The sequence below is a fragment of the Pedobacter borealis DSM 19626 genome (assembly GCF_000708285.2).
GTDB classification, from domain to species: domain Bacteria; phylum Bacteroidota; class Bacteroidia; order Sphingobacteriales; family Sphingobacteriaceae; genus Pedobacter; species Pedobacter borealis.
The window spans coordinates 152,318-175,204 of the sequence record NZ_JAUG01000001.1; the positions used below are offsets into that span (position 1 = coordinate 152,318).

Genomic DNA, 22,887 nt, shown 5'->3' on the forward strand with positions numbered 1-22,887 from the left:
TATTTATTAGTCTCTATATCAAATATACAAAAATATAAAGGCTGATTAAAATTACATTTCAGCTTCAAGTCTGTTTAAAGACACAAAACTAAAGGCTCCGGACTTAAGACTCTCGACCTTTTTTCAATTCTTCCCATTGTTTAGCAAAAGATTTATCGGCAACTTTAGGCATCTCCCGGTATTTGCCCCAGCTCTTTTTGAAAAATCTTTTGAGCATAAAATTTTTAAACTTTCCGCCAAAAAAATCCATCCATTTGCGTTTTTGCATCATTCTGCTGAACATGCTCCAGCCAATTTCTTCTTTTTTGCCGTTTTCATGCCCTGCGGCGGCATCTCTCCGGTTAAGCAAGAGCATTTTATGGATATCGATTTTTACCGGGCACACTTCTGAACATTTGCCGCAAAGACTAGAAGCATAGCTTAAGTGTTTAAACTCTTCCATACCCTTTAAGTGAGGCGTAATTACTGAGCCGATTGGCCCACTATAGGTTGTATTATAAGTATGCCCACCAATATTTTTATAAACCGGGCAAGCATTTAAACATGCACCACAACGGATGCAGTACAAGCCCTGTCTCTGGTCTTTTTGTGCCAATAAATTGGTGCGGCCATTATCCAGCAAAATCACATACATTTCCTCTGGCCCATCTGTTTCATTGGGTTGGCGTGGACCACTTAAAATGGTATTATAAACCGTTAAGTTTTGCCCAGTTCCGTGCGATGCCAGTAAAGGCCAGAACAGATCAAGATCAGCCATAGAGGGAATTACCTTTTCGATACCTACTATAGCAATGTGGATTTTAGGGAAAGTGGTGCTTAAACGTGCATTGCCTTCATTCTCCGTTAGGGCAATACTTCCGGTATCGGCAATTAAAAAATTTCCACCACTAATACCAATATCGGCATTTAAGTATTTATCGCGGAGTAATTCTCTTGCTTTTTGTACAAGCTGGGGGGGGGTGGCATCGATAGGTGTGCCAAATTTATCATGAAATAATTGCGCTATATCTGTTGCACTCAGGTGCATGGCCGGGGTAACAATATGGTAGGGAGCCTGACCAAGCAATTGAACAATGTATTCGCCCAGATCACTTTCTAAAGATTCGATGTTGTTCTTTTCCAGGAAATCGTTTAGGTGGATTTCCTCGGTGGTCATCGATTTTGATTTGATAACCGTTTTGCCATTGTTTCTTTTGATGATGTTGAGGATTTCCTGTTGGGCTTCTTCAGCATCATTGGCCCAGATTACCTTACCACCACGGCGTTGGAAATTTGATTCGAATTCTGGCAAGAACTTATCAAGGTTTTCCATCACACGCCATTTAATTACGTGTGCCTTTTTTTTGGATGCCTCTAAATTTTCGAATTTTGATAAGCCACGCTCAACAGCTGCATTGTATTTCCCAATATTATAATTTATGGTTTTACGATGCGGTAGATCGAAAGCTTTCTCGTCAGATTTCTCTAAAAATTCCTCGGCAATATTCATCAATAGTTCTTTTGTAATAGGGTAACGAATATTAACTGATTTTAGTTTTTAGCTATTTCGTTATCACATCAAAGATAGGAAACCCTGCTGAGTTTATTTTTAGAAATTAAAACTAAGAAGAAGGTTGCTTTTTTAAAAGAATATTACCATACGATTTTGTCTATGTACTTTTTTACTATTTCGTCGCTTGAAATGAGATCTAAATCCAATTCCATACTTGTTGCGATGATGATTCTATCAAAAGGATCGCGATGTAAAAATGGCAGCACTTTAAGTATTTTCAGCGTTCCGTAATCTATAGGAAGAATAGTAATGTTACTTGTGTTGCACGAATCTATGAGTTCATCTAAGGAGTATTCCAGTTGTAGTTTACCTAGTGATTGTTTTATGGTTATCTCCCATAAACTAACTATGCTTAAATAAAGTTGAGTATTAGGATCTTCTAAAATCTTTCTTGCTGTTTTAGATAATGCAATATTATCATCTTGCATCCAAAGTAAAACGTGTGTGTCAAGCAGATATTTTTTCACTACATGTAATCTTTGAAATCATCCAATGGCGCATTAAAATCATCACTCATTTTCATTCTTCCTTTTAGCAAACCAAGCTTTCTTTGTGTTTTTTCTTCATTTTTTTTCTTTACTTTTTTTTGTAAAATAAAATCAATAAAATCTTCTACCTCTTGCTGGTAGGCAACAGGGATCATTTTAATTTTCTCTAAAATCTGCAACTGATCCATAAGCTCGCTTTTATCAAAAATAGCATTTTAATCTTGAAATATAAAGCTACTGCATTAGGCATAAAAAAGTCCCGATGTAAAATCGGGACTCAATGTTTTGAATTATTATTTCTTTGGATTACCTTTTCCGTCCATGTCTACTGCCGGGCGTTTTGCGCTGTTGGCCAATTCCCATGCGGTAAAATAGGTTAGTTTTGCTCTTTTGGCCAAAAGTGGGAAGTTAATTTTGCTTACTTCATCACCTGGTTTGTGGTAGTCTTGTTGTAACATGCCATCATAATAGAAGATAATTGGAATACCCAATTTAGCAAAGTTATAATGATCTGAACGGTAATAAATCTGCTCAGGATCTTTTGGATCATCGTATTTATAATCCAGTTTCATTTTGGTATAGGTTGCGTTAACTCGCTCGCTTAAATTAGCCAAATCACTACTCAACATTCTTGAACCTACAGAGTAAATGTAATTTGCAGAATCTGCTTTACCTAAATATTCTTCGCCAGTACGGCCAATCATATCGGTATTTAAATCAGCAATGGTATTTTCGACAGGGAAAACCGGATGCTCCGAATACCATTCAGAACCCCAAAGCCCTTTTTCTTCACCAACAACAGTCATGAAAAGGATACTGCGTTTAGACCCCTTTCCGGCTTTTTTAGCATCTGTAAATGCTTTTGCCATTAATAAAACGCCGGTAGTTCCCGATCCATCATCATCTGCTCCGTTGTTCACTTTGTCTTTTGCATTTGGATCTGTTTCCAATCCAATATGGTCGTAGTGGCCAGTAAGGATTAAAACTTCTTTTTTAAGTACCGGATCAGAACCTTCTAAATAACCCAGAACGTTCTCACATCTAACTGGTGTTTCTGTTTTTGCAGCACTTGCGGAGAAAGGTACGTTTAATACTTGCGAAGCCGGAGCCTGACTATCCACTATTTTCTTTTGTAGATCAGCCACAGTAGTGTTTGAGGCCTTTAGCAGCTCGTTTGCCAAAGCAACAGATATCGAAATGCGTGGAATATTGTTTTGCTTTTGGGCTTCGATAGCGGCATTGGTTTTCACCATTACCCTACCATTTTTAAGGGTTTGCTTGGTGTTTTCGGTTATTCTATCAACCGCTGGGTCGATCAGGATAATTGCTTTCACATTATTTTCTGCAAAATACTTTGCCCTTGCTTCAAGCGTAGCACGATAAGCTGCTCTATCAATTCTTGTACCCGGTTTTACAGTTGGATCTCCACCATTAAACATGATCACCACTTTTCCTTTGATATCGGTACCTGTAAAATCGTTATAGTTGTCTTTCTTTAAACCATAACCGATAAATACAAGTTCGTTGGCTGAGAAAGTAAAACCTTGATCGCTGATTAAGGTGGGAGATACTAAATAATCTTTTTGGTATTCTTTAGGCTGACCGTTAACCGTTAAATGGCTTTCTTTTAAGGTAACGTTAACCAAGTCGATTTTTTGGAAATAGCTACCATTTACAGGCGCTTTTAGACCTAAAGATTTGAAATAATCGCGGATATAATCAGCAGCCATCCAAGCGCCTTTTGTGCCTGTTTCGCGGCCTTCGTATTCATCAGAAGCCAATACAGAAAGGTGTTTGTAGGCATTTTCAGGATTAATGGCCTTGCTGAATTTTATCGCATCCTTATTTGGTATAAGGGGCTTTACCTGGCTAAAGCAACTTGCGGTAACAAGCGATACCAACCCAAGGGTTAAAAATTTTTTGTTCATTATGATAATAGTTAGTTATTTTCTTGTTAGCACGAAATCTTTTCAACCCTGTTTTGGTGGCGCCCGCCCTCAAATTCAGTTGTTAAAAAGGTTGTGGTAATCTCTTTAGCCAGTTCTTCCGAAACAAATCTGGCAGGTATACACAAAACGTTTGCGTTGTTGTGCTTGCGGACTAAAGAAGCAACTTCATTCTCCCAGCATAAACCTGCTCTGATGTGCTGATGTTTGTTCGCGGTGATGGCTACACCGTTTGCCGATCCACAAAGTAAAATCCCGTAGGTAAATTCTCCATTTTCTACAGCAGCAGCAACCGGATGAGCGAAATTTGGATAATCGACAGAATTTTCTGAATAAGTGCCAAAATCTTTTACTTCGTAATCCTGTAAAAAATCTTTTAATATTTCTTTGTATTCAAACCCAGCGTGATCCGCTCCAATAGCAATTTTAATTTTTGTATCAGACATTGTCAAATTTATAGAGAATTATAAAATCTATTCGTAATGTTTTTGTTAGTTAGCATAGAAAGCAGCATCAGCCTTTTTCTTCTTTTTTTCTATGTAGGCTGATACAAAGATACTCGCCTCATATAATAAGAATAAAGGGGCAGCCACTGTTAACATCGTTAAGATATCAGGGGTTGGCGTAACAATAGCAGCAATGATTAAGATAATAACTGTGGCATACCTTCTGCTCGATCTCATCAGCTTTGGTGTCATTAACCCAAGTTTCGACAAGACGAAAATAATAACAGGAAGTTCGAAGATAATTCCTGTTCCTAGCGTCAATGTAGCTATTGAAGACACATATGAATCGACAGTAAAAGTGTTCTTAATTTCAGAACTAACCGTATAACCTGTTAAAAAATTAATAGATAATGCACAGATAATAAAATATCCGAATATAATACCGATGATAAAAAGAATAGATGCAAAGAAGACAAATCCACTGGCGGATTTACGTTCCTTTTCATGTAATGCGGGTTTAACAAAACGCCAGATTTCCCAAAGTAGGTAAGGAAAACCAAGAACAATGCCGCACATTACACAAACATTTAATTGCAGGTTAAACTGACCGGCCATTTCGGTATTAATAATCTCTCCATTGATTTTGGTGATACACATATCTGCACCAAGTGAAGGGAATTTTTCTACCAGTTTGCACATCATCCTGTAAGTCCAGAAATCTGGTTTTTTTGGACCGAATATGATTTTATCTAAAATGAATTCGTTGAAGTAAAAAGCAATACCGGTAAAAACGGCAATGGCAATTACGGCTCTGATTAAATGTTTACGGAGAACATCCAGGTGATCAAAAAAAGACATTTCTGCCTCTAATGTGGTGCTCTTTTGTCCGATAGCTTTTGTTAGTGAAGTTTTTTTAGTGTCGCTCATGTTGAAAACAAAAATACCATTCTATTTGAATAGAATGGTATTTACGTGTTAAATATAGAAATAGTTTATATTATTCTGAAAATTCGAAAGTTTCCATAAATTTCGTAGTGAAATTTCCAGCTCTAAAATTCGGATCTTTCATTAACTGCAGATGGAAAGGAATGGTTGTTTTTACACCTTCAATTACAAATTCACCTAAAGCACGTTCCATAGTACAGATTGCCTCTTCGCGTGTTTGTGCCACACAGATTAATTTGGCAATCATCGAATCGTAGTTAGAAGGAATTGAATATCCTGCATAAACGTGCGTATCAACGCGAACACCATGGCCACCCGGAGAGTGGAAATTGGTGATCCGCCCTGGTGACGGACGGAAGTTATTTGCTGGATCTTCTGCATTGATCCGGCACTCGATTGCGTGCATATCAGGGAAGTAGTTTTTACCCGAAATTGGAATTCCGGCAGCAACTTTAATCTGTTCTTTAATTAAATCGAAGTTGATCACCTCTTCCGTAACCGGATGCTCTACCTGGATACGGGTGTTCATTTCCATAAAGTAGAAGTTACGGTGTTTATCAACCAGGAATTCGATTGTACCAGCACCTTCGTAATTTACGGCCATTGCACCTTTAATAGCTGCTTCGCCCATTCTTACACGGAGTTCATCTGTCATAAAAGGAGAGGGAGATTCCTCTACCAATTTCTGGTGACGGCGTTGAATAGAACAATCGCGTTCTGATAAGTGACAGGCTTTGCCAAACTGATCTCCGATAATCTGGATCTCGATGTGACGTGGATCTTCGATATATTTTTCTAAATATAAACCATCGTTACCAAATGCTGCGCCAGATTCCTGACGGGCACTATCCCATGCATTTTCGAAATCTTCGTCTTTCCAAACTACCCTCATACCACGGCCACCACCACCGGCGGTTGCTTTTAGAATAACAGGGTAGCCCATTTCATTCGCAATTGCAATACCTTCTTTAACGCTGGTAAGCAAACCTTCAGATCCTGGAATGGTTGGTACACCGGCAATTTTCATGGTTTCTTTTGCAGAGGCTTTATCGCCCATGCCATTGATCTGCTCTGGAGTTGCACCAATAAATTTGATGTTGTACTCGCGGCAGATGTTAGAAAACTTAGCATTTTCTGATAAGAAACCATAACCTGGGTGTATGGCATCGGCGTTAGTTAATTCTGCAGCCGAGATAATATTTGGAATATTTAAATATGAATCTTTACTAGGAGGGGGACCAATACAAACAGCCTCATCAGCAAAACGTACGTGTAAACTTTCGCGATCTGCGGTAGAGTAAACAGCAACCGTTTTGATGCCCATTTCCTTACAGGTACGGATAATACGCAAAGCGATTTCACCCCTGTTGGCAATTAGTATTTTTTTAAACATAATTTTTTAATTGATGATTACACCGATCATGTGATTACACAGATTATCTGTGAACTACAAGCCGATATATTCAAATTTTAAATTAAATGCCATGGTTCGTGGCGACACGAGCCATTTATATTTTATTCAGTTTGTATAATACAATACTGAAAATAACAATTTACTGTTTTCGGTTCGTGAGGACACGGAACCGAGGAATAAACGTTACGTAGTTTACTAAATAGGTTCTACTAAAAATAACGGTTGATCGTATTCTACTGGTGATGCATTATCAACCAAGATTTTAACGATACGGCCAGAAACTTCGCTTTCAATCTCGTTGAAAAGTTTCATTGCCTCGATAATACAAACTACTTTACCAGTGCTAATTTCGTCGCCAACATTAACAAACATTGGCTTGTCTGGACTAGCTGAACGGTAGAACGTACCGATCATTGGCGATTTAATAGTAATGTATTTTGAGGTGTCTTCTGCAGCCGGTACAGCAGGTGTTGCTGCATTTGGAGCAGTAGGAGCTGTAGCAACAGGGGCAGCAGCCTGTACAAGCGGAGCCTGTGGTACGGTAGCATGCACAACTGTTGGTGCTTGGTTTGTTTTGATCGTGATTTTGAAGTTTTCCTGCTCAATAGCAACTTCATTTACTCCAGAACGAGAAACAAATTTAATCAGTTCCTGTATTTGTTTGATATCCATTTTTTAGGCTAGTTATGTAAAAAATAGTGTTTATTGAATTAACTAAGTTATACTTTTTTTGTTTTATTTTTTTAAGGATGGTTGATAGTTTTTTAGTTGATGGCTCATAGCCAATCGACCATAAACCATTAGCTATAAGCTATTGACCATAAGACTTCTGACTAGTTAGTGTCGTAAGCCCATTTAAGGTATACCGAACCCCAGGTAAAACCACCGCCGAATGCAGCTAAAACGATGTTATCGCCTTTTTTCAACCTGCTTTCCCATTCCCATAAACATAAAGGAATTGTTCCGTTGGTTGTATTTCCGTAACGTTCGATGTTGATCATTACTTTATCGGTGGTAACGCCCATGCGGTTTGCAGTGGCATCGATAATGCGTTTGTTGGCCTGGTGAGGTACTAACCATGCAACATCATCGGCGGTTAAGCCGTTGCGTTCCATAATTTCGGCAGCAACATCGGCCATATTGGTTACTGCAAATTTGAATACTGTTGGGCCTTCCTGGTGTGCAAAATGTAATCTTGCGTCAACAGTTTCGTGTGTTGCCGGCATAACCGAACCGCCAGCTTTCATGCCTAAGAAATCTCTTCCAGAACCATCAGTTCTCAAGATAGAATCCTGAATACCGAAACCTTCTTCATTTGGCTCTAATAAAGCACAACCGCAACCATCACCAAAAATGATACAGGTTGTACGGTCTTCGTAATTGATGATTGATGACATTTTATCGCCGCCAACAACTAAAACTTTCTTGTGTCTTCCTGACTCGATAAATGATGCACCGGTAGAAAGCCCGAAAATAAAGCCAGAACAAGCGGCCTGTAAATCGTAACCCCAGGCATTTGTGGCACCAATTTTATCAGCTAAAACGTTTGCTGTTGCAGGGAAAGTAAAATCTGGAGTAGTGGTGCAAAAGATAATCAGTTCAATTTCTTTTGCATCAATTCCCCTCTTTTTAAGTAAACCATTTACGGCATGAACAGCCATATCGGAAGTACCTAAACCTTCTCCCTTTAAAATTCTACGTTCTTTAATTCCCGTTCTGCTGGTAATCCATTCATCCGAAGTGTCAACAATGGTTTCTAACTCTGCGTTTGTAAGCACATAGTCGGGAACGTAACCATTTACTGCTGTAATAGCAGCGTGAATTTTACTCATTTTAAGAATTTTAATAAATTATTTAAATGCCATTCTAATCTTTTCTACCAATCCTGTAGTGATCATTTCTCTGGATTGTAGAACCATATTTTTAACAGCTAGCGGACTAGAAATTCCATGTCCGATAACAACGGGAGCGTTAACGCCTAGAACCGGACTTCCACCGTATTGTTCATAATTAAAACGATCGAAGAACTCATCTTTAAGTCCCTTTTTGATGGTAAGTACGTAAAACGATTCTGCTAATTTTAGCATTATATTTCCGGTAAAACCATCGCACACAATTACATCGGCTTTATCATTAAATAAATCCCTTCCTTCCACATTGCCAACAAAGTTGAAAAGATTGGTTTCTTTCATTAACGGGAAAGTAGCCATGCTTAGCATATTTCCTTTCTCATCTTCTTCGCCAATATTTATCAGGGCAACTTTCGGATCATTTATCTGCAAAAGATTTTCTGCGTATAAGCTGCCTAAAACACCAAATTGTAATAAAATATCGGGTTTGCAGTCGGCATTGGCACCTACATCTAACAGTAAGCCAGTACCACCTTTAATTTTTGGAAGAATTGTACATAAACAAGGGCGGATAATGCCCGGAATGGTTTTAACGCTAAAAACTGCGCCAACCAACATGGCTCCAGAGTTACCAGCACTTGCGAAAGAATCGATTTTGCCTTCTTTTAAAAGGTTAAAACCAACTGCTATGCTCGAATTTGGTTTCTGAACGATTGCTTTGGTGGGATGTTCGCCCATACCAATTACTTCATCAGTATGAACGTATTCAAAATGATCTGGATTAAAACCTTCTTCTGCAAGAATGGGTTTAATCTGTTCGGTATCGCCAATAAGAACTAAATGCTCTCCAGCGTTAAGCGATTGATGAGCAGCTATTGCTCCCAAAACAATTGCTTTGGGAGCATAGTCTCCGCCCATTATGTCGAGGCCTATTTTCATAGAAAAAATCTGTTTGTGTTAAGTCAGGTGTAATCCTGAATTTTTCAGTTGACTAAGGTATGACTAAAGCCGCTGAAAACACAAACAATTTTTTAAGAAAATTACCCTATCTGAGTATTTTCGATAACCAGTTTGCCGTTGTAGTATAAGTTACCATCAACGTTGTAAGCACGGTGAGGTACGTGAATAGCACCTGTTGCCGAGCATGTTGCTAAAGAAGGAGTAACCGCTTTATAGTGTGTTCTTCTTTTATTTTTTCTCTGTTTCGAGATTTTCCGTTTTGGATGTGCCATTGGTGTATAATCTAATTATTTTTTTAACTTATTAAGGGCTTCCCAACGTGGGTCGCTTGTTTGTTCATTTTCTTCAGCCTGCTTTTGGATAGATAACTGATTTAAGCGATCAATCATCTCCTGATCGCAATCTTTACCTGCCTGCTCGCAGTTTTTGATATAAGGTACCGCTACGTTAATCATTTCGTATAAAGGGCCCGATATATCAATCTCGGTATCTTTACGGCTTAGCGAAATAATTTCTTCATCATCGCTTTCCATCTCGGCCTCTGCAAATTTTACGATCTGTCTTTCGTATAGATTTACCGGTAATGAAAACTCAGATAAACATTTATCGCAATCTAAGTTAACCGTACCAATAACTTTGAATTTTAGAAGCAACATGGTCTCTTGTTTCTCAAGTTCCAGGTCTACTTTTAAATTTCCACTTTTAATTAACGAATACTCAAATGCATTAAAAAAGGCGTCATCAAGCTCATAATCAAACTGATGAGTTCCCAATTTTAATCCGGTAAACGGTAATGAAAATTGTTTTAGTGGGTTCAAAGTACTGTAAAATTTTAGCCTGCAAATGTAGGGATAAAATAATTAGATTAAAAATGTTTTTTAAAAATTGTTGATGTTAATCGGACAGGTTTTCAGAATGTTAATTGAAATATTGAAAGACCTTATCGGTTTCTTGTTAGTCGGGATTTGTGATCCCGACTTAGAATAAAGGATTTTTACTCATTAAATGGATTGTAAACCCACAGTCCATCGGGGCGAGATTGCAAATCTCGACCAACAAAATTCCTAATTGGCCAATACCATTTCCTTATTATTTCTGCTCCACTCGCTCCAGGAACCGACATAAAGCTTAGGGATGGGTAAACCTGCATAATCCATAGCCAGTAGCGTATGGCAGGCGGTAATGCCCGAGCCACAGTGTACAATTACGTTTTCGGGTTTAACGTGGGCCAAAGCTTCAGCATATTTTTCTTTCAATATTTCTGGGGCCAGGAAAGCACCCGTAGCATCCAAATTTTCGGTATATGGAATATTTGTCGCACCAGGGATGTGCCCTGCAATTAAATCGATAGGTTCAGTAAGGCCTGCAAAACGATTGGCATCGCGCACGTCAATCACAATGTAATCGTCGGTTTTGGCAACTTTTTCTACCTCATTGATATCTGATAACGGTAAGTTCCATGCTGTGATTTCGTATTTTTCGACAGATTTTGGGATTTCTATTTTATCTGTAGTCGGGAAGCCTGCTTTAATGGCCGCCTGGAAGCCTCCATTAATTACCTGCGCTTTTTCATGACCGATTGCTTTTAGCATCCACCACAGCCTCGCAGCTGCGTTACCGCCGTTTTTATCATCGTAAACAATCACATGGCTATCTTTTGTGATACCAAGTTGCTGCAAAACGGCAGAAAACTGGTCGAATGTTGGTAAGGGATGCCTTCCGCCAATGGCAAAATCGCCAATGTTGGCTAAATCGTTATTTACATCAGCAAAGAGCGCACCAGCAAGGTGTTGCTCGTCATATCTTGCTTTTGATCCGGCACTGGCATCGATAAGCACAAATTCATCTGGATTTAATTTAAGTAGCTCAGAAGGCTGGATGATTGGGGAAATTGGTTGCATAATGAAAGCTTGTTTTAGTATTTGTCATTTGAATAGGGTATATCATTTGCCTAACTAACATTAAGAAAAAGCTAGAGTGTTATAAAATGAAATAATTTTGGAAAGTTGAAAAACTACTGTTTATTAAATAAATCATCGATAGATTTAATTCGTTGCCCTCCTTTAAACATACGGCTCTCAAATTGTTTAGTTTTAAATTTTTGAAATTCTTCTAATGTTTCAAAAATCATATAATCTTTAGGGATAGTAAAGTAGTCATTAGGAAAGTTTACCATTTCAACATTTTTAACATATTCAATGCGGTTTGGACGATCATACTCTAAAATGACACCACTTAAGCCGAAAACATTTTTGTTATAAAATTTGTAATTATTTAACTGTGCTGTTATATATACGGTTATGGTTGTTTTATTTATTTTATGTTGCATTATTACCTTTCTGCAATTGTAACCCGCAATAACTTTATATTCTTTGGTATATATGTTATTATAAAAGCTTGATGAATCGGGCATAACAAAATCTTGACTTTTGAGGGCTATTTTTTCTCCATTCTCATTTGTAAGCCTGTAAACCAAACGGTTTTTTGTGTTTATAATGGTATAGGTTGGTGTTAACCTAATCATAGAAAGCGGCGTTTTTGCCAATATGCTGTCCTTACTATTAATTATTGGAGTAGTTTTAAGCATGTCGCCTTTGTAGCACATGGTTACATAAGGTTTGTCGTAAGTAATGCTATCCTTTTTGTATGTTATATGATAAGTGAAAATTAATCCATCTGTGATTTTTTTTTGACTATATAAGTTACTAGAAATGAATACACTAATGAATATTAAAATAAAAAATATTTTTTTCATAGGATTGAAATTTTCATAAATTTAAATAAAAAACAAAACTTATGAAAACAATTAAAATTTACTCTTTTTTTACTTTCTATTTGCTATAACAGCTTGCAAAAAAGAAATGGTAAATAAACCTATTGATGTGTCATTTGCCAAAAATAATTAAAGAATATGGATTACAACCCATAACCAAAATTCCAGAAGGGGCAAAAACGCTAAATTTTAACACCAATGCAGAACTTAGAGATTTTCTTAATAAAGTAAACGAATCTAAAAAGACATCAAATGACCAATATGATGCTTTATTGCAAAATATAAATAAGGCAAATTCTATTTTAAAATTAAGTGAGCTATCATCAAAAAAAACTTCATCAAATCAGAATATCACATCGGTATTAAATGTTGGCTCACCAATAACTATACATGGTTCAACCTCACTTGGGGCGTTTTTCACTATGCAAACATGTGCCGCAGGAGAAACAATACAGAAAATAGATGGAGTATGGACGCGTCTTTCTAAGTTTTGTGATGTTACCGGACTCATAAATAGCAATCCAACAGTAAATATTGAAACTTGGAATTCTCAAATTACTACACCATTTAATATGACTGGAACTGACGAAGATGGAAATGAAGTACTCCGAAAAAATATAAATTATACACTGCAATTCAGTGGTTATTACATTATTTCTGTAGCTGGTACTCCCACTGGTTCACAATCCATGAGTGGGGGTAGCGGTTGCTTCCAATGTACAGGAGGGGTTAGTGATGTTACTTTTGCTGAATTCAGAATTACCTATTTATAAGACAGATTTTCCGACCTATTTAAATTGATTAAATTTGGTGGTTGTCACTAGTTCGCATCATCCTTCACATCACTAGCAGTTTCAATTAATTTTCTGCCGCTGCGTAACTGGGTTTTTTAGTGCCGTTCATTTTGAATTTGATGCACAATTTTACCTAAAATAAACCTGATAGAGTGGAAATACTTTTTGATATGGTGCTTCGACAAGCTCAGTATGACAATCACAAAAAGATTGAAACGGATAGCAGGACTTTCGGAACCGATGAAACACAGCACTTGCTTTACAATAAATAATTGACCGCTTTAGTTTTTAGAAAGTCCGAGGTTAGATGTCCGAAGCCAAGTTTATTATAGCCTATCGTTCTTATATGCTTTAGTCTTTCTACTCTTTACAAACCCTCAACCTTAATACCCTCAACCTTTTACCTTAAGACGCATCATCTTTAATATCAAACTGCGTTTCAACCACTTTTCCACCTGTACGCAACTGATTGCCCAACATTTCTTCTTGCTCCCTACGGTTTTTTACAATATGGATAGCCGAAAACAATGCTTCGGTGAAAGAAGTAGAATCAGCCAGGTCTTTACCCGCAATATCGTAGCCTGTTCCATGATCGGGAGAGGTGCGCACGAAGTTTAAACCAGCGGTATAATTTACGCCATTATGGAAAGCTAATGTTTTGAAAGGAATTAAGCCCTGGTCATGGTACATGGCCAAAACGGCATCAAACTGTTTGTAGCTACCATTGCCGAAAAAGCCATCAGCAGGGTATGGGCCAAAACAAACAATACCTTTATTGTAGGCTTCCTGAATGGCCGGTGTAATAATTTCAGCCTCTTCGGTGCCCAATAAACCATTATCGCTCGCATGTGGGTTTAAGCCTAAAACGGCAATTTTTGGTTTTTCGATCCAAAAATCTTTTTTCAGGCTTTCGTTAATCAGTTTTAATTTACTGATAATTTTCTCTTTTGTAATCAAGGTTGGAACATCTTTCACCGGAATGTGACCAGTAACTACACCCACACGTAAATTTTCGCTGATCAAAAACATCAGCACATCTTTACTACCACTTTTTTCCTGCAGGTATTCGGTATGGCCCGGAAAAGCAAAAGTTTCTGATTGAATGTTATGTTTGTTGATGGGAGCGGTAACCAGTGCATCAATATCGCCGTTTACCAGATCGGCTGTTGCGCGCTCAAGTGATAAAAGTGCATATTTTCCACCTGTTGGCGTTACCTGTCCCAATTCGATTTTCACATCTTCTTCCCAGCAATTAATCATGTTTGCCTTTTTTGGCTGTGCCTGGTTGGCATGGCTAACTACGTTAAAATTGAAATCACCCAGGTTATTTGCTTTTCTATGAAAAGATGAAACCTTGGTATGGCCATAAACAATCGGTATACAATAATTTAAAATGGCAGGATTGGATAATGTTTTAATGATTACCTCTAAACCTATGCCGTTTACGTCGCCTATACTGATGCCAATTTTAAGTTTATCGCTCATAATTACTGGAAAATTTTAGCGCAAATTACTGATTTTCGTTTAAACAGGTGCTTACCGGATAAAAATTAGTTATTTTGTGCAAAATAGAGTAGCCACGGAAACACGGTTTACACGGAAAATAAACTGATCATATTCATTTCAAATTCCATTTTTTCTGTGTTTCTGTGGCAAAAGAAAACGTAAAGATGAGTTTAGTAAAAGCGAAAAAACATTTAGGCCAACATTTTTTAACCGATAAAGGCATTGCCAACCGCATTGTAGAGGCATTGGTAAACACCGATAAATACAATCAGGTTTTAGAGGTAGGGCCAGGGATGGGAATCCTATCTGATTTTTTGCTGCAGCGTAAAGACTTAGAAACTTATCTTATTGATATTGATACCGAATCTTTCCACTTTTTAAATGAAAAATATCCTCAGCTTGGCGATCGGTTGATTAATGGCGATTTTTTGAAACTCGATTTCGATGCTATTTTTCCAGGTCAGTTTGCCATTATTGGTAATTTTCCATACAATATCTCATCACAGATTTTATTTAAGATTTTAGATAACCGCAACAAGGTTGTAGAAATGGTTGGGATGTTTCAGAAAGAAGTTGCCCAACGTTGTGCTTCACCTGCTGGAAGTAAGGATTATGGAATTCTGAGCGTATTTCTTCAGGCTTATTATAAAATTGAATATCTATTTACCGTTAAACCGGGTACATTTAATCCACCTCCAAAAGTACACTCTGCAGTGATCCGTTTAACCAGAAACGAAGTGGAGACTTTAGACTGTGATGAAAAATTATTCTGGCGGGTGGTTAAGGCAGGTTTTAACCAGCGGAGAAAAACTTTGCGTAACGCTGTTTCTGCGGTGATGCCTAAAGATAAAATGGACGATCATATCTACTTCGAGAAACGTGCCGAGCAGTTAACCGTTGCAGATTTTGTAGCCTTAACGCAGCATGTGACTAAGTTGATGGAGGTTTAGCATTTTTATTTGTCATGCTGAGGCATGAAGCATCTGTTTCATCGGGTGCAGATGCTTCGTACCTCAGCATGACAGCTTTGAAAAAACACCTATGTAATCCTAAAATCTGTGTCATCATCGGCGAAGCGATTCTTGCAAATCCGTGATTATTTTCATTGAATTTCTCCTTTCCTTTGCGACATAATTTTAAACATCGTGGTTAATTACAGCGAAATTTTCAGCACGCAAGGAATGGATTATCAAACCTATCGTGCATTGATTGATCAACTTCTTTTGGAGGGAAAAGCTACTGGTGATGTAACTTACGATTTGCACTATACTAAAATGAATGTGCAAAGGATGAGTCGTGTGGATAAAACAGTTAGCTTAACCGATGAGTTGACTTCAACCATTGATCATCTTAAAGAAAATTATAAATTTTTAGTGATTACCGAAGGCTGGTGTGGTGATGCTGCCCAGATTGTTCCGGTGTTCAATAAAATCGCGACTGCATCATTAGGAAAAATTGATCTGAAATTTGTTCTCCGCGATAAAAATTTGCCCTTAATTGATGCGCATTTAACCAATGGTGGAAGAGCTATTCCGGTTTTAATTGTGTTAAATGAATCAGCAGGCCAAGTTTTAGGGACCTGGGGTCCACGGCCACAAATTTTGCAGGAGCTTTTAAAAGAGTGGAGAAAAGAAAGCACTGAAATGCCAATTTTGGCAGAAAAACTTCACAGCTGGTACGCTAAAGATAAAACGCAGACGACACAAGCCGGATTAAATGAACTTTTGAAGGGGCTAAAGTTATAATCTTATAGTTTCATTTTAGGCGGTCGTCACCCTGAACTTGTTTCAGGGTCTATCTAAAGATGCTGAAACAAGTTCAGCATGACGATTCGTAGAAAAAATCTTACTTCGTAAATTTAATCAACAGAAACAGTTAATCCCTCTTGCTGTAAAATTTTGCGGTAAACTTCCATTTCGGTAAATGATCCTTCCAAAACAGGGCATTTTCCATCATTATGTACTTTCCAGGCAATTTTCTCAGCCTGCGATTCGTTATAATCTAGATATTTCATCATGCAGTAAATCACATGATCGAAAGTATTGATATCATCATTCCACAAAATAAGGCGATGTACGGTTTTTAGGGAAGTTAAAATTTCTTCGAGCGTAAAGGTCTCTTCTTTGGTTTCTGTAGACATGGCGCAAAAATAAACATTAGTATCAAGTATTTAGTATCGAGTAACAAGATTTTGTTCCTTTGTTAATAATAATGGCTTAGGCAATAAATGATTAACTTTGTTTAACCGAAATATAAATAATAGCATGCACCAGTCTAAAATAGCCGGAATAGGTTACTACGTTCCGAAAAATGTATATACCAACGATGATTTAAGCCGTTTTATGGATACCAACGATGCGTGGATCCAGGAGCGTACCGGTATTAAAGAGCGCCGTTTTGCCGATCGTAACGAGGAAACCACTACCACAATGGGTATTGAGGCAGCCAAAATTGCGATCGAAAGGGCTGGGATTACCGTTAGGGATGTCGATTTTATCGTTTTTGCCACATTAAGCCCCGATTATTATTTCCCGGGTTGTGGCGTATTATTGCAACGCGAAATGGGCATGGGTGAAATTGGTGCTTTAGATATCCGCAACCAATGTTCGGGCTTTGTTTATGCACTTTCTGTGGCCGATCAGTTTGTAAAAACAGGTATGTATAAAAATGTGCTGGTAGTGGGAAGCGAGAAACATTCGTTCGCCATGGATTTCGAAACACGTAGCCGTAATGTATCGGTGATTTTTGGCGATGGTGCTGGCGCTGTGGTATTACAGCCTACAGATGAAGCAGGGAAAGGGATTTTAAGTACACATTTACATAGCGATGGTGCCGATGCCGAAATTTTGGCCATGTATTATCCAGGTTCTCATGCCAATAAATGGTTGAAAGATAAACCTGCCTATCCTGAACAGGAGTTGGGTGGCTTATTTATGACGCAGGAAATTTTGGATAGCGGTGCCGCTTTACCTTATATGGATGGGCCATCGGTTTTCAAAAAAGCGGTGGTAAAATTTCCTGAAGTAATTAAAGAGGCTTTGGCCGCAAATAATTTAACGGAGAAAGATATTGATATGTTGGTGCCACATCAGGCAAATTTGCGAATCAGCCAATATGTGCAGCAGTTGTTGGGTTTAAATGATGATCAGGTTTTTAATAATATCCAAAAATATGGCAATACCACAGCAGCTTCTGTTCCTATCGCCTTATGCGAAGCTTGGGAAGCAGGCAAAATTAAAGATGGCGATCTGGTTTGCCTTGCCGCATTCGGATCGGGTTTTACCTGGGCCAGCGCACTGATTAGGTGGTAGGTTTAGGGTTTAGGGTTTAGGGTTTAGGGTTTAGGGTTTAGGGTTTAGGGTTTAGGGTTTAGGGTTTAGGGTTTAGGGTTTAGGGTTTAGGGTTTAGGGTTTAGGGTTTAGGGTTTAGGGTTTAGGGTTTAGGGTTTAGGGTTTAGGGTTTAGGGTTTAGTTAAAATAGCCAAGCAAGTTAGGATAAAATAAGACTGTTTTCTCATTAATATAGATTCGTCATTTCGAGGGATAATTTATTGTATAAAAATCAATATGAATGACAAAAAAATTGTAAGCTGCGAGGAATCGTCATTGCGAGAAGGCTTTTTCAGCCGACGAAGCAATCTTACAACGATCGCTACTAGCGTGCGCATTAAGATTATTCATTTGTGCCGTTGTTTTTAAAGGCATTCATGAGCTCGCTTCGTTCGGTTATCTTCGTGCCTCGCAAGGACGACCTTTCTTTGGAGGTCTGTCAATGGTAGCGAAGTGCAACGAGGTCGAGAACCCGAGGCTCAGTGAAGCTAAATCTACATCTAAAGATCTCTCTACTCCGCGGTGCTTCGGTCGAGATGGCGACCGTTCATTTGAAGTTCTTTATAGTGATGTAGTCGATTGGCCTATTGTACTTTTGGCTTAATAAAATCACCCATATTATAACACATTAAAATGGCTTTTTCTGGTGCCTTTGGTCCAATCACAATCAATCTGTAATTCCGCATAATTTTGCTTTCCGGCCTGTTTTACCTTTGCGGCTACAAATTTAACAATGCGATCGGTCATAACCGCTGTTTGCATGGTGTCAATCTTGTTAAAAACCTCGTTAACGATAAACACAACAGGGATAATATCGATCTGTTTAGGTAGCGGATCTGAAAATTTAATCGGCGAAATAGGTACAGGTAGCTGCAGATCTGGATTAAAATCTACATCCATAATCCGCATGTACAAAGATTTAGATTTAAATTGATCAAGATAACTGGTTTCTTCCTTTTTGTTCTGATAATCCGTTTTCCAATAATAAAAAGTAGGGTGAACAATTGATTTTTGCTTACACCCAAGGAAGAGAAACATAGAAATCACTAAAATACTTATCTTGCGCATATCAATTTTATTGAGCAAAAGTAGTATAAAATGCGAGCAGTTTTACAAAGAGTTACACAGGCAAGTTGCACGGTTGATGGTGAGGTTACGGGAGCGATTGATACCGGATTTTTAGTGTTGTTAGGCATAGAAGATGCCGATGCTTTAGAGGATTTGGATTGGTTAGCACAGAAAATTATCGGTATGCGTGTTTTTGGAGATGAAAACGGAATGATGAATAAAGCACTTGCCGATGTGGGCGGAGATATTTTATTGATCAGCCAGTTTACCTTATTTGCATCTACCAAAAAAGGAAACCGTCCAGGTTTTACAAGGGCAGCGCGACCAGATGTAGCGATTCCACTTTACGAGAAAATGATCGAAAAGCTATCGGCTTTATTGGGTAAAAAAGTAAAAACCGGAATTTTTGGTGCTGATATGAAAATCGCACTTTTAAACGATGGACCAGTTACAATTTTGATTGATACAAAAGATAAGGAATAATTAAATTTAATCAGTAGTGACGTAACTTATTAAGTCTTGAATGGTCAAAAAAATAATATTAATTTATTCCAAAATTTAACCTAAGCTAAATATGAAGGATAAAAATCCGAACCGGCTAGCGGAATACAGTTGTCTTGCGTTTTTTCTGATTTTAAAGTTAGTGTTATCTTTTGTATTGGTCAATTCAGTTTACGAGCTGCACCGTGATGAATTTCTGCATTTAGATCAGGCAAACCACCTCGCTGCGGGTTTCACCTCTGTTCCGCCGTTAACCTCGCTATTTTCATGGCTTATTAAAGCTTTTGGCAATGGATATTTCGTGGTAAAGCTAGTTCCTGCATTATTAGGCGCCTTCACCATATTGTACTGCTGGAAAATTGTCGGTTTTTTAAAGGGTAACTTACTGGCCAAATGCCTGGTTGCTGTAGCTTGCCTGTGTTCTGCCATGCTCAGGCTAAATACCCTTTACCAGCCCAATTCTTTCGATGTTTTGGCCTGGACAGCTATATTCTATTATCTGTTAAAATATTTCGATAAAAACGAAGCCAGATACCTGTATGCCTTTGCCATTTTTGTCGCTTTAGGTTTTTTAAATAAATACAACATCCTTTTTCTCATCATTGGTTTACTACCAGCTATACTCATTACATCAAAACGAAAAATATTTACCGATAAACATCTTTATCTGGCCATTTTACTGGCGCTTTTAATCATTTCGCCCAATATAATCTGGCAGATTAATAATCACCTTCCGGTGCTCGCCCACATGAAACTTTTACAGGCAACTCAATTGGTTCATGTAAACCGGATTGATTTTTTTATCGGACAGTTCCTCTTTTTTATCAGTTCGATCTTTATTCTTTTAGCAGGCATTGGCAGCCTGATTTTTTATAAGGATTTCAGCAAATACAGATGGATTATTTTCTCCTATCTGTTTACACTTATTGTATTTAGCTATTTTAAGGCAAAAGATTATTATGCATTAGGTTTGTACCCGGTTTTATTGGCTTTCGGAGCGCATTATTTAAGTCGGGTTTTAGCAAAGAAATATGTATTAACTGGATTACTGTTTGCCTTTAATATTGGCTCATTCATTTATTTGATACCGCTTATTATGCCAGTTTATAGTCCTGATGAAATTGTAGCACATCATAAGAGATTCGAACGGGTAGGTGCCTTGCGATGGGAAGACGGGAGAAACCACCAACTGCCACAAGATTATGCCGATATGCAGGGCTGGAAGGAATTGGCAGCACTTGTTGATGTTGCTTACGGGAAGGTTAAAGATAAATCGCCGCTGTTGGTACGTGCCGATAATTATGGACAAGCTGGTGCGATTAACTATTATTCTAAATATAAAAACATCAATGCGGTATCGTACAATGCCGATTATCTTTTTTGGTTTAAAATGGATAAACCGATCAAGGATTTAATTATGATCACTGGGTGGAAAGATGAGGATCCACGGCGTAAGAGAGAGCAACCATTTTTTGCCAGGATTACCAAAATAGGAGAGATAAAAACACCTTACGCGAGAGAAGAAGGTGCAGGTGTGTTTTTGCTTGAGGATGCCAATATTGATGTGAGCAGCATTATAAAATCAGAAATAGAAGAAGAAAAACATGACCATTAACGAAGCACAGGAAACCGTAGACCGTTGGATTAAAACCACAGGCATCCGCTATTTTAACGAACTCACCAACACCGCCATTTTGATGGAAGAAGTTGGAGAAGTTGCACGGATTATGGCGCGTAAGTATGGAGAGCAGTCGTTTAAAAAAAGCGACGAAGAAGTAAACCTCGCCGATGAAATGGCCGATGTGATGTTCGTTTTAATCTGTCTGGCTAATCAAACAGGCATAAACCTTACCGATGCTTTAGAAAAGAACCTGGAAAAAAAGAGTATCCGCGATGCAGATAGGCATAAGAATAATGAGAAGTTAAACCCCTAAATCCCCTAAAGGGGACTTTATATTTTTCGTGGTTTAAGCCTCCTTTAGGAGGTTGGAGGTACAAATTCCATTAAGCTACGATAAGCCACAAAGCGGTTTTTGTATCTTTCGTTTAGTTCAGCCTGTAAAGCAGGGGCAAATATTTCCTGGTATTTATTATAATGATCTAATGTTTTGGCAACGTACTGTGCGCAATAAGTTACCCCTTCGTTCGGTGAGTCTACAACCTTTAATAAACGGTTGGAAATAAACATACCCGTAGCCATCACTTCAGGGATATGAACATCTTGCATCCACTGTAACCACTCTTCAGCCGCTGCATCATCTAAGATGAGCGTAACATTATATAAAAACATGGCACAAAGGTAAATAATATATAAATGTTAAAAAATTGATGATAATGGATTTTATTCTTCAAAGTGGTGTCAATCTGTTAAGTTTGACGAATCCCATTGTTTTTAAGCATGATACGAACTAACGGCTCTCAAAAAATAGACAATTCCACACGTAATTATATTTATACTGGGTACCTAACTGCAATTTTCGGCGGCATTTTAGGGCTGATGATTGGTTGGGATTTAATGAAGAAAAAGAGAACATTAAATACTGGCGAAAAGGTTTTTTCTTATTCACTAACCGATAGGCAGCATGGCGCCAGAATTTTAATTTTGGCAGCAATTTGCTTCGTTTTGTTGCTAACCTTAACTATTATTGCATTAGATGCCTAAGCCATCCATATCCAGAAATGATTGTCATTACCAAATCTTCTACTACAAAAGAGCTTGAAGGCATTCTTGAGCTTCAAAAGCAAAACTTAAAGAAAGATTTAACTCCAGAACAAATAAAAGAAGAAGGCTTTGTTACCGTTTCGCATTCGCTTGATGATCTGGAAAAGATGCATCGGCACGAACCCAACATTATTGCAAAAGATGAAGAATTGGTAGTGGCTTATGTGTTAGCAATGACTGAGGAATCTAAAAATGATATCCCAAGATTGGTTGAAATGTACGAAAGTTTCGATCACATCCAATATCACGGTAAATCCGTTTCTTCTTATTCCTATATCGTTGTAGGGCAGGTTTGCGTTAGTCAGGCTTATCGTGGTAAAGGTTTGTTCGATCAATGTTATCGGGCTTATAAAGATTATTTTAAATCTAAATACGATTTCGCGATCACTGAAATTGCCAGCATTAACTTACGATCGATGAACGCACATAAACGTATTGGTTTCAAGGTTATTCATACTTATACAGATAACAACGCTGTAGAATGGAATGTTGTGGTTTGGGATTGGAAACGTTATAGCGTTTGGCGTTGAGCGTGTGGGGCAATTAACCAGTTACAACAATTAACCGATTAACCATTACGAACGCACTAATGA

Annotated in this window: 27 protein-coding genes; 9 read left to right on the top strand and 18 right to left on the bottom strand. The window is 38.0% G+C overall.

Annotated elements, in window-relative coordinates; all coding sequences use genetic code 11:
* Positions 1–103: 103 nt before the first annotated feature.
* The 14 genes from AW17_RS00645 to AW17_RS00710 all read right to left on the bottom strand — a co-directional run bounded on the left by AW17_RS00645 (position 104) and on the right by AW17_RS00710 (position 12,356).
* The gene (locus tag AW17_RS00645; RefSeq protein ID WP_029274141.1) at positions 104–1,489 is read right to left on the bottom strand and encodes a LutB/LldF family L-lactate oxidation iron-sulfur protein; all 1,386 of its coding nucleotides are present in this window, start codon (positions 1,487–1,489) and stop codon (positions 104–106) included.
* 143 nt (positions 1,490–1,632) lie between these two features.
* A complete protein-coding gene (locus tag AW17_RS00650; protein WP_029274142.1) occupies positions 1,633–2,019 on the bottom strand; it encodes a type II toxin-antitoxin system VapC family toxin in 387 nt (128 codons plus the stop codon).
* On the bottom strand, positions 2,019–2,228 hold the full coding sequence (gene vapB, locus AW17_RS00655; protein WP_029274143.1) for a type II toxin-antitoxin system VapB family antitoxin: 210 nt from the start codon (positions 2,226–2,228) through the stop codon (positions 2,019–2,021). Before vapB ends, AW17_RS00650 begins: the two co-directional genes overlap by 1 nt.
* A 105-nt stretch (positions 2,229–2,333) precedes the next feature.
* On the bottom strand, positions 2,334–3,968 hold the full coding sequence (locus AW17_RS00660) for a M28 family peptidase (RefSeq protein WP_029274144.1): 1,635 nt from the start codon (positions 3,966–3,968) through the stop codon (positions 2,334–2,336).
* Positions 3,969–3,994: 26 nt separating this feature from the next.
* Entirely contained in the window at positions 3,995–4,432 is a 438-nt protein-coding gene (rpiB, locus tag AW17_RS00665; protein ID WP_029274145.1) for a ribose 5-phosphate isomerase B, read from the bottom strand.
* Between the two features lie 45 nt (positions 4,433–4,477).
* Positions 4,478–5,359 (bottom strand): twin-arginine translocase subunit TatC, encoded by an 882-nt coding sequence (gene tatC, locus AW17_RS00670; RefSeq protein ID WP_029274146.1) that lies wholly within the window; start codon positions 5,357–5,359, stop codon positions 4,478–4,480.
* A 70-nt stretch (positions 5,360–5,429) separates the two neighbouring features.
* Positions 5,430–6,770, bottom strand: a complete 1,341-nt coding sequence (gene accC, locus AW17_RS00675) for an acetyl-CoA carboxylase biotin carboxylase subunit (RefSeq protein ID WP_029274147.1) — start codon at positions 6,768–6,770, stop codon at positions 5,430–5,432.
* Between the two features lie 216 nt (positions 6,771–6,986).
* The gene (accB, locus tag AW17_RS00680) at positions 6,987–7,463 is read right to left on the bottom strand and encodes an acetyl-CoA carboxylase biotin carboxyl carrier protein (RefSeq protein WP_029274148.1); all 477 of its coding nucleotides are present in this window, start codon (positions 7,461–7,463) and stop codon (positions 6,987–6,989) included.
* 161 nt (positions 7,464–7,624) lie between these two features.
* The gene (locus tag AW17_RS00685) at positions 7,625–8,623 is read right to left on the bottom strand and encodes a beta-ketoacyl-ACP synthase III (protein WP_029274149.1); all 999 of its coding nucleotides are present in this window, start codon (positions 8,621–8,623) and stop codon (positions 7,625–7,627) included.
* Between the two features lie 18 nt (positions 8,624–8,641).
* Entirely contained in the window at positions 8,642–9,580 is a 939-nt protein-coding gene (gene plsX / locus AW17_RS00690; RefSeq protein ID WP_029274150.1) for a phosphate acyltransferase PlsX, read from the bottom strand.
* A gap of 101 nt (positions 9,581–9,681) precedes the next feature.
* Positions 9,682–9,873 carry a 50S ribosomal protein L32 gene (gene rpmF, locus AW17_RS00695; protein WP_025143959.1) on the bottom strand — a complete coding sequence of 64 codons (192 nt, stop codon included), beginning with the start codon at positions 9,871–9,873 and terminating at the stop codon, positions 9,682–9,684.
* 15 nt (positions 9,874–9,888) lie between these two features.
* Positions 9,889–10,419, bottom strand: coding sequence for a YceD family protein (locus AW17_RS00700; protein ID WP_029274151.1), 531 nt, complete (start codon positions 10,417–10,419; stop codon positions 9,889–9,891).
* A 246-nt stretch (positions 10,420–10,665) separates the two neighbouring features.
* Positions 10,666–11,502 carry a sulfurtransferase gene (locus tag AW17_RS00705; protein ID WP_029274153.1) on the bottom strand — a complete coding sequence of 279 codons (837 nt, stop codon included), beginning with the start codon at positions 11,500–11,502 and terminating at the stop codon, positions 10,666–10,668.
* Between the two features lie 113 nt (positions 11,503–11,615).
* Complete coding sequence (locus tag AW17_RS00710; RefSeq protein WP_029274154.1) at positions 11,616–12,356, bottom strand: hypothetical protein; 741 nt, start codon at positions 12,354–12,356, stop codon at positions 11,616–11,618.
* Between the two features lie 134 nt (positions 12,357–12,490).
* Between AW17_RS00710 and AW17_RS00715 the strand changes: the two genes are divergently transcribed.
* Entirely contained in the window at positions 12,491–13,147 is a 657-nt protein-coding gene (locus AW17_RS00715; RefSeq protein WP_157280174.1) for a hypothetical protein, read from the top strand.
* 426 nt (positions 13,148–13,573) lie between these two features.
* Here AW17_RS00715 and pdxA read toward each other — a convergent pair whose 3' ends face one another.
* Positions 13,574–14,653 carry a 4-hydroxythreonine-4-phosphate dehydrogenase PdxA gene (gene pdxA / locus AW17_RS00720; RefSeq protein WP_029274157.1) on the bottom strand — a complete coding sequence of 360 codons (1,080 nt, stop codon included), beginning with the start codon at positions 14,651–14,653 and terminating at the stop codon, positions 13,574–13,576.
* A gap of 185 nt (positions 14,654–14,838) precedes the next feature.
* Between pdxA and rsmA the strand changes: the two genes are divergently transcribed.
* A complete protein-coding gene (rsmA, locus tag AW17_RS00725; RefSeq protein WP_029274158.1) occupies positions 14,839–15,624 on the top strand; it encodes a 16S rRNA (adenine(1518)-N(6)/adenine(1519)-N(6))-dimethyltransferase RsmA in 786 nt (261 codons plus the stop codon).
* 195 nt (positions 15,625–15,819) lie between these two features.
* Complete coding sequence (locus AW17_RS00730; protein ID WP_029274159.1) at positions 15,820–16,419, top strand: thioredoxin family protein; 600 nt, start codon at positions 15,820–15,822, stop codon at positions 16,417–16,419.
* A gap of 113 nt (positions 16,420–16,532) precedes the next feature.
* Here AW17_RS00730 and AW17_RS00735 read toward each other — a convergent pair whose 3' ends face one another.
* Positions 16,533–16,814 (bottom strand): ATP-dependent Clp protease adaptor ClpS, encoded by a 282-nt coding sequence (locus tag AW17_RS00735; protein WP_029274160.1) that lies wholly within the window; start codon positions 16,812–16,814, stop codon positions 16,533–16,535.
* 124 nt (positions 16,815–16,938) lie between these two features.
* On the opposite strand from AW17_RS00735, the gene AW17_RS00740 reads away from it, so the two are divergent.
* Entirely contained in the window at positions 16,939–17,985 is a 1,047-nt protein-coding gene (locus tag AW17_RS00740; RefSeq protein ID WP_029274161.1) for a 3-oxoacyl-ACP synthase III family protein, read from the top strand.
* Positions 17,986–18,621: 636 nt separating this feature from the next.
* On the opposite strand, the gene AW17_RS00745 is transcribed toward AW17_RS00740, so the two are convergent.
* Complete coding sequence (locus AW17_RS00745; protein ID WP_029274162.1) at positions 18,622–19,071, bottom strand: hypothetical protein; 450 nt, start codon at positions 19,069–19,071, stop codon at positions 18,622–18,624.
* Between the two features lie 30 nt (positions 19,072–19,101).
* Here AW17_RS00745 and dtd point away from each other — a divergent pair, with 30 nt between their 5' ends.
* The 3 genes from dtd (at position 19,102) to AW17_RS00760 (ending at position 21,506) form a co-directional block, all read left to right on the top strand.
* On the top strand, positions 19,102–19,554 hold the full coding sequence (gene dtd, locus AW17_RS00750; RefSeq protein WP_029274163.1) for a D-aminoacyl-tRNA deacylase: 453 nt from the start codon (positions 19,102–19,104) through the stop codon (positions 19,552–19,554).
* 91 nt (positions 19,555–19,645) lie between these two features.
* Entirely contained in the window at positions 19,646–21,187 is a 1,542-nt protein-coding gene (locus AW17_RS00755) for a glycosyltransferase family 39 protein (RefSeq protein WP_051691562.1), read from the top strand.
* Positions 21,177–21,506: a nucleotide pyrophosphohydrolase gene (locus AW17_RS00760; protein ID WP_025143974.1), complete on the top strand. Its 330-nt coding sequence runs from the start codon at positions 21,177–21,179 to the stop codon at positions 21,504–21,506. Before AW17_RS00755 ends, AW17_RS00760 begins: the two co-directional genes overlap by 11 nt.
* A gap of 44 nt (positions 21,507–21,550) precedes the next feature.
* Here the strand turns inward: AW17_RS00760 and AW17_RS00765 are convergent, their stop codons facing one another.
* Positions 21,551–21,862: a DUF4286 family protein gene (locus AW17_RS00765; RefSeq protein WP_029274165.1), complete on the bottom strand. Its 312-nt coding sequence runs from the start codon at positions 21,860–21,862 to the stop codon at positions 21,551–21,553.
* 108 nt (positions 21,863–21,970) lie between these two features.
* On the opposite strand from AW17_RS00765, the gene AW17_RS00770 reads away from it, so the two are divergent.
* Positions 21,971–22,234, top strand: a complete 264-nt coding sequence (locus AW17_RS00770; protein WP_029274166.1) for a hypothetical protein — start codon at positions 21,971–21,973, stop codon at positions 22,232–22,234.
* A gap of 17 nt (positions 22,235–22,251) precedes the next feature.
* The gene (locus tag AW17_RS00775) at positions 22,252–22,824 is read left to right on the top strand and encodes a GNAT family N-acetyltransferase (RefSeq protein ID WP_029274167.1); all 573 of its coding nucleotides are present in this window, start codon (positions 22,252–22,254) and stop codon (positions 22,822–22,824) included.
* Positions 22,825–22,887 lie beyond the last annotated feature (63 nt).

Excerpts from the sequence above, each read along its gene's own strand:
- AW17_RS00645 (WP_029274141.1), bottom strand. The coding sequence starts at position 1,489 with ATGAATATTGCCGAGGAATTTTTAGAGAAATCTGACGAGAAAGCTTTC.
- vapB (WP_029274143.1), bottom strand. The coding sequence starts at position 2,228 with ATGGATCAGTTGCAGATTTTAGAGAAAATTAAAATGATCCCTGTTGCC.
- AW17_RS00660 (WP_029274144.1), bottom strand. The coding sequence starts at position 3,968 with ATGAACAAAAAATTTTTAACCCTTGGGTTGGTATCGCTTGTTACCGCA.
- rpiB (WP_029274145.1), bottom strand. The coding sequence starts at position 4,432 with ATGTCTGATACAAAAATTAAAATTGCTATTGGAGCGGATCACGCTGGG.
- tatC (WP_029274146.1), bottom strand. The coding sequence starts at position 5,359 with ATGAGCGACACTAAAAAAACTTCACTAACAAAAGCTATCGGACAAAAG.
- accC (WP_029274147.1), bottom strand. The coding sequence starts at position 6,770 with ATGTTTAAAAAAATACTAATTGCCAACAGGGGTGAAATCGCTTTGCGT.
- accB (WP_029274148.1), bottom strand. The coding sequence starts at position 7,463 with ATGGATATCAAACAAATACAGGAACTGATTAAATTTGTTTCTCGTTCT.
- AW17_RS00685 (WP_029274149.1), bottom strand. The coding sequence starts at position 8,623 with ATGAGTAAAATTCACGCTGCTATTACAGCAGTAAATGGTTACGTTCCC.
- plsX (WP_029274150.1), bottom strand. The coding sequence starts at position 9,580 with ATGAAAATAGGCCTCGACATAATGGGCGGAGACTATGCTCCCAAAGCA.
- rpmF (WP_025143959.1), bottom strand. The coding sequence starts at position 9,873 with ATGGCACATCCAAAACGGAAAATCTCGAAACAGAGAAAAAATAAAAGA.
- AW17_RS00705 (WP_029274153.1), bottom strand. The coding sequence starts at position 11,502 with ATGCAACCAATTTCCCCAATCATCCAGCCTTCTGAGCTACTTAAATTA.
- AW17_RS00710 (WP_029274154.1), bottom strand. The coding sequence starts at position 12,356 with ATGAAAAAAATATTTTTTATTTTAATATTCATTAGTGTATTCATTTCT.
- pdxA (WP_029274157.1), bottom strand. The coding sequence starts at position 14,653 with ATGAGCGATAAACTTAAAATTGGCATCAGTATAGGCGACGTAAACGGC.
- rsmA (WP_029274158.1), top strand. The coding sequence starts at position 14,839 with ATGAGTTTAGTAAAAGCGAAAAAACATTTAGGCCAACATTTTTTAACC.
- AW17_RS00735 (WP_029274160.1), bottom strand. The coding sequence starts at position 16,814 with ATGTCTACAGAAACCAAAGAAGAGACCTTTACGCTCGAAGAAATTTTA.
- AW17_RS00740 (WP_029274161.1), top strand. The coding sequence starts at position 16,939 with ATGCACCAGTCTAAAATAGCCGGAATAGGTTACTACGTTCCGAAAAAT.
- AW17_RS00745 (WP_029274162.1), bottom strand. The coding sequence starts at position 19,071 with ATGCGCAAGATAAGTATTTTAGTGATTTCTATGTTTCTCTTCCTTGGG.
- dtd (WP_029274163.1), top strand. The coding sequence starts at position 19,102 with ATGCGAGCAGTTTTACAAAGAGTTACACAGGCAAGTTGCACGGTTGAT.
- AW17_RS00755 (WP_051691562.1), top strand. The coding sequence starts at position 19,646 with ATGAAGGATAAAAATCCGAACCGGCTAGCGGAATACAGTTGTCTTGCG.
- AW17_RS00760 (WP_025143974.1), top strand. The coding sequence starts at position 21,177 with ATGACCATTAACGAAGCACAGGAAACCGTAGACCGTTGGATTAAAACC.
- AW17_RS00765 (WP_029274165.1), bottom strand. The coding sequence starts at position 21,862 with ATGTTTTTATATAATGTTACGCTCATCTTAGATGATGCAGCGGCTGAA.
- AW17_RS00770 (WP_029274166.1), top strand. The coding sequence starts at position 21,971 with ATGATACGAACTAACGGCTCTCAAAAAATAGACAATTCCACACGTAAT.
- AW17_RS00775 (WP_029274167.1), top strand. The coding sequence starts at position 22,252 with ATGATTGTCATTACCAAATCTTCTACTACAAAAGAGCTTGAAGGCATT.